Annotated in this window: 13 protein-coding genes and 2 tRNA genes; 2 read left to right on the top strand and 13 right to left on the bottom strand. The window is 61.1% G+C overall.

Annotated elements, in window-relative coordinates:
* The first annotated feature begins 25 nt into the window (after window positions 1-25).
* Window positions 26-700, top strand: a complete 675-nt coding sequence (locus LG376_RS02780; RefSeq protein WP_179387271.1) for a queuosine precursor transporter — start codon at window positions 26-28, stop codon at window positions 698-700.
* Here LG376_RS02780 and tgt read toward each other — a convergent pair.
* The 7 genes from tgt to LG376_RS02815 all read right to left on the bottom strand — a co-directional run bounded on the left by tgt (window position 685) and on the right by LG376_RS02815 (window position 7,828).
* Window positions 685-1,929 (bottom strand): tRNA guanosine(34) transglycosylase Tgt, encoded by a 1,245-nt coding sequence (tgt, locus tag LG376_RS02785; RefSeq protein WP_225746102.1) that lies wholly within the window; start codon window positions 1,927-1,929, stop codon window positions 685-687. The two genes, LG376_RS02780 and tgt, sit on opposite strands and share 16 nt — an antisense overlap.
* A 2-nt stretch (window positions 1,930-1,931) precedes the next feature.
* The gene (locus tag LG376_RS02790; RefSeq protein WP_225746103.1) at window positions 1,932-4,535 is read right to left on the bottom strand and encodes an MMPL family transporter; all 2,604 of its coding nucleotides are present in this window, start codon (window positions 4,533-4,535) and stop codon (window positions 1,932-1,934) included.
* Window positions 4,536-4,718: 183 nt separating this feature from the next.
* Window positions 4,719-6,356: an IS30 family transposase gene (locus LG376_RS02795; protein ID WP_225746104.1), complete on the bottom strand. Its 1,638-nt coding sequence runs from the start codon at window positions 6,354-6,356 to the stop codon at window positions 4,719-4,721.
* 104 nt (window positions 6,357-6,460) lie between these two features.
* Window positions 6,461-6,548: transfer RNA gene (locus LG376_RS02800), tRNA-Ser, on the bottom strand.
* A 91-nt stretch (window positions 6,549-6,639) separates the two neighbouring features.
* Complete coding sequence (locus LG376_RS02805; RefSeq protein WP_198492376.1) at window positions 6,640-6,840, bottom strand: CsbD family protein; 201 nt, start codon at window positions 6,838-6,840, stop codon at window positions 6,640-6,642.
* Between the two features lie 51 nt (window positions 6,841-6,891).
* Window positions 6,892-7,323 carry a nucleoside deaminase gene (locus LG376_RS02810; protein ID WP_225747351.1) on the bottom strand — a complete coding sequence of 144 codons (432 nt, stop codon included), beginning with the start codon at window positions 7,321-7,323 and terminating at the stop codon, window positions 6,892-6,894.
* 25 nt (window positions 7,324-7,348) lie between these two features.
* Window positions 7,349-7,828: a tRNA adenosine deaminase-associated protein gene (locus LG376_RS02815; protein WP_225746105.1), complete on the bottom strand. Its 480-nt coding sequence runs from the start codon at window positions 7,826-7,828 to the stop codon at window positions 7,349-7,351.
* 39 nt (window positions 7,829-7,867) lie between these two features.
* On the opposite strand from LG376_RS02815, the gene LG376_RS02820 reads away from it, so the two are divergent.
* Window positions 7,868-8,896: a prephenate dehydrogenase gene (locus tag LG376_RS02820; RefSeq protein WP_225746106.1), complete on the top strand. Its 1,029-nt coding sequence runs from the start codon at window positions 7,868-7,870 to the stop codon at window positions 8,894-8,896.
* Here the strand turns inward: LG376_RS02820 and LG376_RS02825 are convergent.
* The 6 genes from LG376_RS02825 to LG376_RS02850 form a co-directional block, all read right to left on the bottom strand.
* Window positions 8,893-9,927 carry a trypsin-like serine protease gene (locus tag LG376_RS02825; RefSeq protein WP_225746107.1) on the bottom strand — a complete coding sequence of 345 codons (1,035 nt, stop codon included), beginning with the start codon at window positions 9,925-9,927 and terminating at the stop codon, window positions 8,893-8,895. The two genes, LG376_RS02820 and LG376_RS02825, sit on opposite strands and share 4 nt — an antisense overlap.
* A 2-nt stretch (window positions 9,928-9,929) precedes the next feature.
* Window positions 9,930-10,793: a DUF418 domain-containing protein gene (locus LG376_RS02830; RefSeq protein ID WP_255718247.1), complete on the bottom strand. Its 864-nt coding sequence runs from the start codon at window positions 10,791-10,793 to the stop codon at window positions 9,930-9,932.
* Between the two features lie 228 nt (window positions 10,794-11,021).
* Window positions 11,022-11,213, bottom strand: a complete 192-nt coding sequence (locus LG376_RS02835; protein ID WP_225746109.1) for a hypothetical protein — start codon at window positions 11,211-11,213, stop codon at window positions 11,022-11,024.
* A gap of 64 nt (window positions 11,214-11,277) precedes the next feature.
* A tRNA-Arg gene (locus LG376_RS02840) sits at window positions 11,278-11,350 on the bottom strand.
* A 119-nt stretch (window positions 11,351-11,469) separates the two neighbouring features.
* Complete coding sequence (locus LG376_RS02845) at window positions 11,470-12,543, bottom strand: GTP-binding protein (protein ID WP_225746110.1); 1,074 nt, start codon at window positions 12,541-12,543, stop codon at window positions 11,470-11,472.
* Window positions 12,544-12,585: 42 nt separating this feature from the next.
* Complete coding sequence (locus tag LG376_RS02850; RefSeq protein ID WP_049377342.1) at window positions 12,586-14,160, bottom strand: DASS family sodium-coupled anion symporter; 1,575 nt, start codon at window positions 14,158-14,160, stop codon at window positions 12,586-12,588.
* Window positions 14,161-14,237: the final 77 nt, after the last annotated feature.

Genomic DNA, 14,237 nt, shown 5'->3' on the forward strand with positions numbered 1-14,237 from the left:
TCTACGGGCTGGCACAATGGCGGGCATGGAAAAATCGAACGGCGCTGAGGTGCGCTTCATTCCCGTCCGCTCCACCCTCTACCCCTGGCTGGTCACCGTATTTGTGGTGACCTTCCTGATTTCTAATATCAACGCCACTAAGGGCGTGCAGCTCGGCCCGCTGGTTACCGACGGCGCCTTCTTCCTCTTCCCGCTGGCCTATATTGTCGGCGATGTGCTCTCCGAGTGCTACGGCTTCAAGTCCACCCGGCGCGCGGTCTATATCGGCTTCGCGATGGCAATTCTGGCGGCCGTGTGCTTCTATATCGCCATCTGGCTGCCGGCGGCCGATTTCTACGAGGGCCAGGAGGCCTTCGCCGCCACGCTCGGCCTGATGCCGCAGATCCTGGCCGCCTCGCTGGCCGGCTACCTGGTGGGCCAGTTGCTGAATGCCTGGACGCTAACCGCGATGAAGAAGCGCTCCGGCGAAAAGGGCCTCTTTGCGCGCCTTATCGCCTCCACAGTGGTGGGCGAGTTCGGCGATACGCTGCTCTTTTGCGCCATCGCCGCGCCGGTTATCGGCGTAGACACCGTGGGCGGGTTCATCAATTACGTCATCGTGGGCTTCGTATGGAAGACCCTGATGGAGGCCGTCATGCTGCCGGTGACGGCCGCGGTCATTAAGTGGGTAAAGAAGCGCGAGGACTACTTGCCGGCGTAGTACCGGCCGAGGAATTCATCGCGGTAGGCCTCGTAGTAGCCGCCGTCGATGGCGGCGCGGATATTATCCACCAGGCGAATCATGAACTCCACGTTGTGGATGGTGCACAGCGTGCCGGCGAGGAATTCCTTCGCCTTGAGCAGGTGGTGCAGGTAGGCGCGGGAGTAATTCTCGGATACGTAGCCGCCGAATTCCTCGTCAACGCCGGAAAAATCCCGCTTGAAGCGCGCATTGGTAAGGTTCATGCGGCCGTCAAGGGTGTAGACGCCGCCGCGGCGCGCCAGGCGGGTGGGAGCCACGCAGTCGAAGGTATCGGCGCCCGCCTCGACGGCGGTGAAGATATCGTCCGGCTCGGAGATGCCGAGCAGGTGGCGCGGCTTGTCCTCGGGTAGCTCATCGCAGACCCAGCCGACGATGGTGCCCAGGTTTTCCTTTTCCAGCGCGCCGCCGATGCCGAAGCCGCCGAAGCCACGCTTGCCGTCCTCGCGGGCGGCGCGGTCGAGGTCGAGCAGGCCGCGGGTGGCCTGGCGGCGCAGGTCCTCGTACTGCGCGCCTTGGACAACACCCCACAGCGACTGCTTCGGGCGGTGGGCGCGCTCGCGGGTGAGGCGATCGTGCTCATCCAGGCAGCGTTTAGCCCAGCGGTGCGTGCGCGCGACGGATTCCTCCTGGTAGGTGCGCGTATCAACCAGCGTGGTCAGTTCGTCGAAGGCAAACATGATGTCTGCGCCCAGCCCGTGCTGGATCTGCATGGACTTCTCGGGGGTAAAGCGGTGCTTGGAGCCGTCGATGACGGATTTAAAATCCACGCCATCCTCGTCCACCTGCGCCATGCGTTCCTTCTTGGCGGCGCGGATGTCCTTATCGCTGAGATCCGCAACGTCCATCGCAAGGACCTTTTTGAAGCCCACGCCCAGGGACATGACCTGGAATCCGCCGGAGTCGGTATAGGTCGGGCCATGCCAGTTTTCAAACTCGGCCACGCCGCCGGCCTCGTCCACGATGTCGTGGCCCGGCTGCAGGTAGAGGTGGTACGCATTCGACAAGATGGCCTGCGCACCAGTGGAGCGAATTTGTTCCGGGGTAAGCGTCTTGACCGTGGCTTTGGTGGCTACTGGGATGAAGGCCGGGGTGCGAATATCACCGTGCGGAGTGTGGATGACACCGCTGCGGCCGTGCTTGCCGGGGCCTTCGGGCAGGCGCTTGCCGACGTCGAAGCTCAAGTCCATCTTTACTCTTCTTCCTTGTCTGCAGGGCTAGGGGTTGGGGCCGTGGTGGCGTGTTTAGCTTCCCATTCTTCTTCCAGGGCGGTGCCTTCGATGTCCAGGGTGGGCAGAATCTTCGCCAACCACTTCGGCATCCACCACGTCGCGCGGCCCATGAGGAACATGGTGGCGGGGACGAGGGTCATGCGGATAAAGAAGGCGTCGAAAAGCACGCCGGCGGCCAAGGCAAAGCCGAAAATCTGGATGAAGGGCAGGGGCTGGTTAATAAAGGCCACGAAGACCGAAATCATAATGATGGCCGCGGCCGTGACCACGCGGGCGCCTTGGGTAAAGCCGGTGATGGTGGCCTCGTCGACGGCGCTATATCGCCCACCGGTGCCCTCCGGATGCCGCGAGATATGCTCGCGCATGCGGGTGACCAGGAAGACCTGGTAGTCCATCGCTAGGCCGAAGGTCACGCCGATGAGGAAGATGGGCATAAAGGAAATCAGCGGGCCCGGCGCGGGAACTAGGTTCCACAGGCCTTCCTGCCAGACCAGCACGGTCAGGCCGAAGGCGCCGCCGACGGACAGCAGGAAGCCCAGGCCCGCAACCAGCGGCACCAGGATGGAGCGGAAGACCAACAGCAGTAGCACGATGGCCAGGCCCACGACGATGGCCAGGTACGGCGCCATGGCTTCCTCGAGGCGCTCGGTGATATCGAGCTGCACGGCGGTTAAGCCGGTCAGGCCGATGTCGGTGCCGGTGGCGTCTTCGATCTCGCTGGTGGCCGAGCGCAGCGCGTGCGCGACGTTGACCGTCGCGGCGTCCGTCGGCGCGGTTTCTGGGGTGACCATGATCTGCGCGGCGCGCTGGTCCTTACTCAGGCCAACAATCTGCGCGTGCTTCACGCCGCCCAGCCCCTTAAGCTGGTCCGCGGTGTATAGGAAGGACGCGAGCGCGGCCTTATCCTCCGGCGAGGAATTGTCCGCAGCGTCTGCGGAGGTGTCTACTACCTCGGCGGCCGGGGCAATCTCCGGCTCGGCCTCGGCCGCGGGCTGGTCCGGCTGCGGCTGCTCAGGGGCTGCGTCCTCCGGCGCAACATCCTCTGGTGCAGCGCCCTCGGGCGCGGCCTCCGCATCTGGTGCGGGGGCGGGCGCGGGGGCTGGTTCGGGCTGAGATTGGGCGTCGACAAGCGGGGCGAGGGCGCCGGCCTCCGCGTTGACCGTGTGGGCATCAACCACGGCGAGGAAGGGGCCGTTGACGCCGGGGCCGAAGCCCTCGGACATGAGGTCGGCGGCCTTGCGCTGGGTGGTATCGGGATTGGAGGTGGTATCGGCCGGAAGGGCGAGTTCCATGTCGAGCACCGGCGCGGTCATCGCGCCCAGGGAGAGGACAACCAGCGCCATGGCCAGGCCGGGGGCCTTCTGGACCAGGCGCACCCAGCGGTTGCCCATGGTGGGACCACGGCGGCGCTTGCCCTTGCGGGTCGGGTTGCCGGCCACGCCGGGGATGCGGCCATTGAAGGCCTTATCCCCCAGCACGCCCAGCATCGCGGGGATGAGCGTAAGCGACACCAATACGGCGATGGCGACGGTGCCGGCGGCGGCCAAGCCCATTGCCGTCAGGAAGCCAATGCGCGCAATGAGAAGCGCAAAAAGCGCAGTAAAGACGGTCGCGCCGGCAAAGACCACGGAGGAGCCAGCCGTGCCCACCGCCATGCCTGCGGCATCTGGCCCGTCCATGCGGCGACGCTCGGCGCGGTAGCGCGACAGGATAAACAGCGCATAGTCAATGCCCACGGCAAGGCCAATCATGATGGCCAGGACCGGGGTCATATTATTGAGCTCAATCCAGTGGGTGGCAATGAACATGCCCAGCGCGCCTAGTCCCACGCCGATGACGGCGGACACCAAAGGCATACCCGAGGCCACCAGGGAGCCGAAGGTAAAGATGAGCACGATAAAGGCAACGCCGAGGCCGATGATCTCAGAGGTGGAATTGACCGCGATTTCATCGCCGAAGCCGGCACCATTGCCTTCTACCGTGAGGCCGCGGTCGCGGGCAATATTCATTGCCTCGGTAACGGTGTCTTTATCGGCCTGCTCCACGCTATAGGGCGACTCGGCGTCGAAATTGAAGGTGGTATAGGCAATGGTCTCCTCATCATTGACCATGGCGAGGTTGTCCGCGTCCGCGCGGGCGGATGCTTCCGGCAGCCCCATGTCCGTGAACTGGTGGATGACCTGATCCTGCAATCGAGGCGAGACCTCAAGCGGGTTGCCAAAGCGCGTGGTATCGCCCATCTCTAGGTTGTCCTCGAGGTAGGAGATGGTGGCGTCGATGGCCTCGCGGTTTGCGGGATCAGAAAGCTTCTGGCCGTCTGGGGCCTTGAAGACCACGTTGACCGAGGGCGAGTTGGCAGGATTGCCGCCCTCTGGGAAGAGGTCCATGGTCTTGTAGGTGGCGTCGATGGACGGGGTTCCCTTGATGGAGAACTCGCTCGTCATCGGTTTCATCAGCAAGGCGGCGGCACCGCCGACGGCGGCGAGCAGCAGCAGCCATGCCACGATGACCTTCCACTTATGGAGGAAAGACCAGCGCCCAAGACGATAAAGCAGTTTAGCCACGGGTAGATGTACCTTCGCATTCGCGTGGGGGACGGGTTGAACTTTGCCCTAGTGTAGTGGCCTTACCCCACAATCCCCTATCACGAAGCCACCTGCGTCCCAGTTTTCACAGCTGGCGGCCAGCCAGCCGGATTCCCCGCGCCTGCCGGAGGCGGATTCTAGGGGTCGTTGCAACGATGATGGTTAGTTTGGTTTGATGCTACCGGTTTGTGTGAGGGCGTTGGTCATGACTTCGGCTGGGGTGCGCCAGTTGAGTGCTTTGCGTGGTTTGTGGTTGTGAATGTTGGCGATCATTTCTAGGTCCTCGGCGCTGTAGATGGACAGGTCGCTGTTTTTAGGAAGGTTTCTTCTGAGCCTGCCGTTGGTGTTTTCGTTGCTGCCGCGTTCCCATGGTGATCCTGGATGGCAGAAGTAGATGGGAATGTCAGTGGCCATAGTAAAGGCTTTATGGCCAGCCATTTCGCTTCCTTGGTCCCAGGTAATTGATGACCAGATAGCTTTATCGATTCCTGCAACTGCCTTGTGCAGGGCTGTGAATACTTCTTTGCTGGTATGCCTTCCCGGTAGGTGGCCAAGGACAACAAATCGGCTAACGCGTTCTACTAGCGTGATTACCGCTGATTGGTTGTTTTTACCGAGGATGAGGTCGCCTTCCCAGTGGCCTGGCAAAATACGTTCACTTACCTCATCTGGCCGGTCGTCTATGAGGATCATGTCGTCGACGAAGCGTTGCTGGGCAGGTGTGCTGGAGCGGGTTTGACGTTTCTTGCGTTTCTTTCTACCTGTCGGCAAGTCCAAGCCAAGGTCTTTGAGTCTTCCTTTGGCCTGCAGGTAAAAGGCGTCATAAATCGTTTCGTGACTAATGCGCATGTCCTTATCAGTGGGGTAGTCGATGGGCAGGCGATTAGAAATCTCCTCAGGTGACCATTGTGCCCGCAATTGTGCGCATAGATAGTCCCATAGTCTTTTGTTGGCTAGTAGTTTCGGTATTTTCGGCCGCAATCTCCGCGCACAGGCCTTTAACTGGGCTGTTTCCGCACGATACGGGCCTTCAGCACTGTGGTTTCTGCGTACTTCACGCTGAATTGACGATGCACTTCGCCCTAAACGGCGCCCAATCTCACGCAGTGGCACATCTTCGCGGAGAAGATCGGCGATAATGACGCGTTCTTCGAAGCAAATGTAGCGATTGCTGATGCGTTTATACGGATCTACCCCGCTAGGTAAGGCGGGAGGGGCAAGCCTTCCGGATTCGATGACATCATGGCGTTGGCGCAGCGCTTTCATAAGTCTGTTATACGTGCTGGCGTCTTCGCCGACGGGTATGAACTCTTCTCGTCGACCCTGGGATTTGGTGAGTCCTTTTTCGAAATCTAAACGCAGTCGACGATCAATTCCTACTGCCGCGCCAGCATCACCACCAGGCAGGCTCGCCAGCCGAAGGCGCAGATATTCCACTCTTAACTGCGTCTGGCGGACTTTCCGAGCATACTGACTCAACCGGATATGGCACCCAGCTTCCGTAGCTACGGCATAAGCCGCAGAAAGATGCATCCCACATCTTTTAGCAGCTTGGCGTACCGACAGTCCGCTTCGGACTAGCTCTACAAGCTGGAAAGCCTGGCTACCGCGGCGATCAACTCGTTTGGCTTTAAACACGACTGGCAATCCAAAGGCATGACAAAAATTCAAAGCATGCCCGTAATGACAACCAAGCTCACCAGCCGCCGAACGGACACTACGCCCACTGCCAACCAAGGCAACTAAGCCACGACGATCCGATTCAGACAACGAATGAAACGGGCCAATAATCTCAGACACAACAACACCCTCCTAAGGGAAAGTGTTGCAACGACCCTCTGAACTCAAGGGAAAAATGGGCAAAACAAAATCCCGACCTGCGCAAACAGGCCGGGATCCCGGTGCGGTGGCGGCGGGATTTGAACCCGCGGTTGGGGGTTACCCAACAATCGCTTTCGAGGCGATCACCTTCGGCCGCTCGGACACGCCACCGCGTTCCAGATTACGGGAGTGGGCCCGAGCGACAAAATCGCTGCGCCGGCGGGGTGCCAGCGCAGCGAGATGTGGAAACGAGGGACGAGGATTAGTCGTCCTTCAGGCCGCCGATAACCTCGTTGGCCTTGTCCTTGATGCCTTCGGCAGCGTCAGACAGCTTGTCCTTAGCCTCGGAGGTGACCTGGTCGGCCTTGCCCTCGTTAGCTACGTCCTTGTTGTCGGTAGCTTCGCCGTAGGCTTCCTTTGCCTTGCCTACAAGGCCATCCTTCTTGTTTTCCAAATCGCTCATGTTCACTCCTTTGAGTAGATGGTTGTTCTATGACCACCACTATACGCACGTTTAGCGCAGGCCGTCGAAGAATTTCCGGAGCAACCCAGCGCATTCGTCTTCGAGAACGCCGCCGCGGACCTGCGGGGTAAAGGGGGCGGCGGGGGCACGCAGGACATCGATGAGCGAGCCGCACGCGCCCGTCTTGGGTTCAAAGGCGCCGAAAACCACGGAAGACACCCGCGCGGCCTGCAGCGCACCGGCACACATGGCGCAGGGTTCTAGGGTGACGACGAGTTCGCAGCCGGAAAGCCGCCAGCCATCGCCGTGCACGCGAACGGCCTGGCGAATGGCCTCGACCTCGGCGTGGGCGGTCGGGTCCGCAAGCTCTTCGCGGCGGTTGACGCCGGTGGCAAGTTCGGTTCCGGTGGCGTCGTAAAGCACCGCACCCACGGGGACGTCGCCGGCCGGCGTACGCTTGGCGACGTCGAGGGCGCGGCGCATCCGAGCCTCAGCGCGCAGCAAGAGCTCAGGCGTTAACAATGACGTCTTCCAACTCATCGCCAAAGCCGAGCTCGCCGGCGATGCGCAGCAACATATCGGAAGGCCAGTCCTCATCATTGTCAATGATGTAGCCCACCTGGTCCTCGGATAGACCAAGGTCAGCGAAGATATCGAAATCGCCCTCGCCATAAGGATCGGCCTCTTCGGGGTCCACATCCGGGATTTCATGATCGTTGATATCCATGAAATCGGCGGCGAAGTCATCGTCCACGCCATAGGTAGCATCCGAGATGAGCATCTTCACCCCGCCCGGCACTGGGCGCACGGCAATAAAATAGGCATCCTCCACGCACAGCAGCGCGAACGCAGCACCCTCGGAACGCAGGCTGCGCACCGCATTGATGGAGGTCTGCGGATCCTCAAAGTCATCGTTGAAGCTGCGCACCAGCCATTGGCCCGCGTTGCGGGCGACGGTTACTGCGAAGGAGTAATTTTCGTTGCTCATACCTCGTGAGATTAGTCGTGTTGTGCCACAATTGTCATCGTGAGTTCTCAAGATGTTCAACGCCCTATCTGCATTATTGGCCTCGGCCTCATCGGCGGCTCTTTGCTGCGCGATCTCGCCGGATACAATCACCACGTTTTTGGATACAACCACTCCACGTCCGGCGCCCGCACTGCAGTAAAGCAGGGTTTTGACGTCACCGATGATCTTCCGGCGATTTTGACCCGCGCGGAGACGGAGAACGCGCTCATTGTCATAGCCGTGCCGATGGGCGCTGTGGGAAGCGTCCTCGATGCCATTCAGGAGCACGCGCCGAGCTGCGGTATTACGGACGTCGTTTCCGTTAAGACGGCCGTGCGCCAGCAGGTGCTGGAGCGCGGAATGGAGTCGCGCTATGTGGGCGGCCACCCGATGGCGGGCACGTCAAAGTCCGGTTGGGATAACTCGCAGAAGGATCTGTTCCGCCGCGCGGCCTGGGGCATTACCTATGACTACGCCGCCGAGTGCGAGGCGCGCGGGGAAAAGATTCCGAAGCAGTGGATTGAGACCTTCACCGAGGTCGTGCGCATGACCCAGATGGTGCACGCAGAGGCGGTGCCTATCCGGGTGGCTAATCACGATGCCGCGGTGGCGCGCATTTCCCACCTGCCACACGTCTTTGCGGAGATCCTCGCCGTGGTGGGCGATAACGGCGGAATCCTGGCGCAGTCCCTGTCTGCCGGTTCGTTCAAGGACGCTACCCGCGTGGCCGGCACTCACCCGGAGCTGGTGCAGCAGATGTGCGAGACCAATGCGCCGGCGTTGGTGGAGGCATTGGACGAGGCCTTGGACTTGCTGCACGACGCCCGCGAGAAGCTCGACTCCCCCGAGCCTTCCATCGCTGAACTTACCGACGCCGGCTACCGCGCCCGCACCCGCATCGATGCCCGCTCCGGCGCGCGCAAGGAATCGGTCTCCCCGGTCAAGATTTCTTCCCGCCCGGTGCTGCGCCTGCACCCAGGCGGCCCGAAGTGGGTGGCACAGCTGCGCCAATCCGAGTCCCTGGGCGGACGCATCGAGATTTTCTAGCCTTTGCGGCCGCGGTTGCGCAGGCGGGGAATCCGCGCCAGCACCGCGGCGGCGATCAGGCCGAGGGCGGCTATGCCCCCATAAAGCCCCGCACGATCTGCACTGGTCTGCGGGGTTTTCGGCGGTTCAGGGGTGGTCTCTGCGGTAAGGATTGCTTCCTTATCGCGGCCGCTCACCACGCCTTCTACCCAGTCCTTGGTGCCGGCCAGCGTGGTGATTGCCGCGCTTGGCGAGGGCAAGTCCGGATCCCCATTCGCCGTTCCCGCGGTGGCCAAACCGGCAAGCTTTCCGTCGACGAAGAAAGGCCCGCCGGAGTCGCCGCCCTGCATGCCTGCGCGGCCGGTGGAGTGCACATCGAGGATCGCGCTTTCAATCAGCGGCATCGCTTCGCCGGCCGGTACGCTTTCTGTCCCCTCTGGTGCGCTGAGCCCCGGCATGGCCTCGGCCGCGGGAATGCTTTCTCCGCCAGCGGCATCCTCGGCGGCAACCTCGGCGCCAACCTCGGAGGCGTCTGCGGCACCTGGTTCGGTGGAGCTAGCGGGGCCAGCAGGGCCGGCGCCGAGGAGCTCGGCCACTTCCATCTCCGCCTGCGGCAGCTGCCCGCGGCGCGCCATGGATGAACTGCTGCTCCAGCCGTAAAGCGTGCCGCGCTGACCGGGTTCTGGCACGTGAGTGGAAATCTCGGCCGGGGTGGTGTCGGTGACGGGGGTGGTGAGGTGGAGAAGGGCGGCGTCGGAAAGCGGGGATAGCGCCCACGAATCGGCGTCGTAGGTGGTGCCATTGATGCGGGCCTGCGTGCCCTCATTGTTGACGGACTCGAGGCAATGGCGCGCGGTAAGCACCCACTGGGCGGCTACGAGGGTGCCGGTGCAATCGCCGAAGCTGCCCACGCGCCCGATTTTCAATTGCGCCACGGTGCGAGACTCCGCTGAGTCTTGGGCCGGCTCGCCGTGTTCGAGGGCACTGGCAGGGGCGGTGGTCAATGCCACGATACCGGCGGTAAGCAGGGCGGGGAAGATTTTGTGCTGCATGATTAGTCCTTCTTTCCGGCAGGAACGGCGATGGCGATGATCTTAGCGACGGCCCATTCGGCCGGCCCCTTCCCTATCAGGCGGCGCCATAGGCTCGCGAGGACAAGGAAGAGGGCGATGAACGCGCAGGCCCACCCGGTGTTGTGGAGGGAGACGTGACTTTGCCAGTAGTAAGCGGTGAGCACATGCAGGATGTAGATGCTCAGCGACATCGCCCCCAGCGCAGCAAAGGGATACGCCAGCTTAGGCACCGCCCGACCGATAAGCAGGCATAGGTGCAGGACGATGGCGGCTACGGCGATGGACAGAACAATCTCTCCTAGCACGCCGGTGTGGCCGGTAAAGCGCAGCCAGCCAGGCATATCCGGGGTAAAGCGGAAGTAAAAGCCGGCTGCCGCAACGGCCGCGGCGATGGCAGTGGACACCCACTGGGCAGCGGCACGGGCGCTGCGGATATAGATCTCATAGAGCAGCATGCCAGCAAGGAAATAGGCACAATAGGCCAGCAGCGGATAGACCTGCGGAAGGGTCAGCGGCGCATATTTTATGGTCGCGGCGGCGGTAGCAGCGGCGAGAAGCAGGAGCTTCCACCACCAGCGCAGCGGCGGGACCCAGGACACCAGGATCATCGTGATGCCGATGACCACGAGGACGATTTGAATCTCACCGCCCACGGGCAGCAGGGCGAGGCCGATAAGTGTGATTATGCAGCCGCGGGCGATGATGCGCAGGAACGTGGTCGCCGTGAAATCGCGGGAAATAAGCATCAACGTGACGCCGGCCAGAACGGCGAATAGTGCGGCGGGCAGGCCATTTAAAGTGACCTTGGTATGCCACACCAAGGAGGCCATATGCAGAACTATCATGCCGATAATCGCAAGTGAGCGGGCTATATCGAGCCCTACAATGCGCGAGGGTGCTAACACTTAGCGTTCTCCTTCAAGACGGAGGGGAACGCGTCGCGGCGCTCCCCTTGTTAATAAAGACTTTCTTTTTCTACTAAGCCTGTCTGGAAGGTTGCTGCGAATATTTTATACGTGTCCTGCATTTTATAAGTGGATTGCGTGAGACTTGTGCGAACCTAGTCGGCGGACCTAGTCGCGGAAGGAACTATCGCGGCGCTTGCGCGAACGGGAAGGATCGGCGGCCAGCTTTAGAAGCGGGGCTGCGGCGATGCCGATGGCCAAGCCGGCCACAAAGAGCCAGAACATGCCAGAGCCCAGCCACAGCATGAGGCCGAGGATGGCGCCGGCGATGAGGCCGGAAACAAGCGAGGAGGTCTTCATAGAGCGGAACTTAGGTGAGGCGGGCTAAGATACAAGAAAAGCCGCCCGAAGGCGGCTGATTTTGTGCGCCCGGAGGGATTCGAACCCCCAACCTTCTGATCCGTAGTCAGATGCTCTATCCGTTGAGCTACGGGCGCAGACCGTTGGTAAGCAGTGCGTGCGCTCTGCTGTGCAACGAGAATTTACTATACCCACGGTCCGGAAAACTAACAAATCGCCTGTTCACCCGGCGTTCACCTGATGGAAATGGAGACAATTAGGGAGCGATGAGAGCGGCAACTTCGGCGTCGGAAAGCAGAGCGCCCCGGAGCGCCCTGAGGGTGGACTGGTGATCGAAGTCGATACCGATAAGGACAATTTCGGTACCGGGCGTCACGTCATTTGCAGCCCAGAGCGAAGCTGGCACGATTTGAAGGTTAGGCCCAGCCTGCTGCCAAGCGTGGGCGAGTTGAAGATCGGTATCGAGCCAGCAATACCCCTTAGAACGCACCAGGCCGGTACTGGCACGAAGGGCGGCGAGCAGACGATCGCGGTTAAAGGGGCGGTCGGCGCGGAAAACGACGGAGGAAATGCCATATTCCTCGGTTTCGGGCGTGTGCGGCTTAGCCAGCTCCTCGGCGTAGCCATGGTAAGTCGCGGCAGTGGCGGAGTCGTACAGGTGGGCATCGAGGACCAGCCGTGGGTCAATGGCACCATCAGTGACCATTACGACTCGGGCACGGGGGTTCATAGCGCGAACGGTTGCGATGACGCGCTCGGTTTCGGCAGCATCAACCAAATCGGTCTTGGTAACAAGGATAAGGTCAGCAAACTCGACTTGGTCCACTAGGAGGTCGGCCACGGTGCGATCATCGCTGGGTGTGGCCTCAATATTCTCAGACGCGAGGCTCTTGCCGCGACGCAGGCAATCAAGAAAAGCGGAAGCATCCACGAGAGAGACCATGGTGTCAATAGGGGCGACGTCGGCAAGCGTGGTGCCGTCCGCAAACTCCCACTCAAAGGTGGCGGCAACGGGCATGGGTTCAGAGATGCCCGTCGACTCAATGACAATCTGGTCGAAGCGGCCGGAGCGGGCGAGCTTGCCCACGGAATCGGTGAGATCCTCGCGCAGGGTGCAGCAGATGCAGCCATTGGATAGCTCGACAAAGCGATCCTCGCCACGCTCGAGGTGACCTTCGCCGGCAACGAGGGCAGCATCAATATTGACCTCAGAGAAGTCGTTGACAATGACCGCAAGCTTGCGCCCTTCGCGGTTGGCAAGCAGGTGGTTCAAGAGCGTGGTTTTTCCGCTGCCTAAAAATCCGGACAGCACGGTAACGGGAGTAGCCATTCCCTAATGATAATGTTTTTCATTAGGGAATGGCTACGTCACCTAGATTGAAAGGCCGAAGATAGGCACTGCCAGCAAGTACACCGTCAGGGTGATGAGGAAGATGCCGATGATATTGAGGCCAAGGCCACCCTTGATCATCTCGCCGATCTTGACGTAGCCAGAGCCATAAGCAATGGCGTTCGGCGGGGTGGCAACTGGGAGCATGAATGCGCAGGTTGCCGCGAGGGCCACCGGAATGGTCAGGAGAAGGACGTTGATATCGCCATCGGCAGTAAGCCCCACGCCCACGGCGACGCCACCCATAATCGGAATGAACGTAGCCGCCGTAGCCGTATTGGAGGTGATCTCCGTCAGGAAGAGCACCAGCGCAGCCACGGCAGAGACGATGAGGACAACGGGCAGGACGCTAAGACCCTTGGCCATCTCACCAATCCACAGGGACAGGCCGGAGGAATTAAAGACCGAGGACAGCGACAGGCCGCCGCCGAAGAGCAGGAGGACGTCCCACGGCATTTCATTGGCCGTCTTCCAGTCCAGCAAACGGATGCGGCGCTGGTTATCCGCGGGCAGGATAAAGAGCAAGATGCCAGCGGCAATGCCCACGATGGCATCGTCATAGTTCTCAAATTCTTTGAGGACCAACGGCAGGGTAACCCAGGCTGCGGCGGCGAGGACGAAGATGATGCCGGTCATGATCTGGGGGCTGGTCCAGGGGCCGAGGGCTTCAATTTCGTCGTTAATAAGCTCGCGGCCGCCTGGAATATCCTTCATCTCCGGCTTGAAAACGGTGATGAGCAGTGCCCAGGCAATCAGCAAGAAGATTGCTGCAAGCGGCACACCAACTGCCATCCACCGGCCGAAACCAAGGGTAACGCCCCAGGTATCGGCCATATATGCGTTAAGGAAGGCATTCGGCGGGGTGCCGATGAGCGTACCCAGCGAACCGATGGAGGCGGAATATGCGATGCCCAGCATCAGTGCCGTGGCAAACTTCTTCTGTTTATCCCAGCCGCCTACGGTTTCCGCGGTCAGTGCCAGCACCGAGGTGCCGATCGGGAGCATCACCACGGCCGTGGCGGTATTAGATACCCACATGGACAAAAAGCCGGTGGCCAGCATGAATCCCAAGATCAGGCGCTTGGGCGAGGTGCCGATGATCTTCACCACGTACAGCGCTAGGCGGCGATGCAAGTTCCAGCGCTGCAGAGCAAGCGCGATAAGGAAGCCACCCATGAACAAGAAAATGGTGGCGGACGCGTATGGGGCACCCACCTCTTTAATCGTTCCCACACCGGCGAGCGGGAAGATGACCAGCGGAAGCAGCGCGGTGGCGGCGAGCGGAATGGCCTCGGTCATCCACCACACGCCCATCAAGATGGTTACGGCAGCGACGGTGCGGATGGCGCTGAGCGTGTACTCGGCTTCCGGATCTGCACCTGCGGAGCCCTGTACGGTCTCGATCGCATTCGAGGGGAAGAAAAAGAAGACCAGTACGGCCAAACCCAAGCCGATGAAAAGGCCGATGAACTGGCGGCGCCACTCGCTACGCGGCGCTCCGGGGGCTTCGTCACCTTCGGTGTGGGCAGTAGATTCGTGAGTATGCGGGGTGGTCATACCGCGCGCTCCTTCACTTAGAGAGGATTGTGCTGTGGGATATGCTCCGTATTTCCCAGTTTATTAGCTAGGCCGAG

The organism is Corynebacterium sp. Marseille-P4611 (genome assembly GCF_916618765.1).
Lineage (GTDB): Bacteria > Actinomycetota > Actinomycetes > Mycobacteriales > Mycobacteriaceae > Corynebacterium > Corynebacterium marquesiae.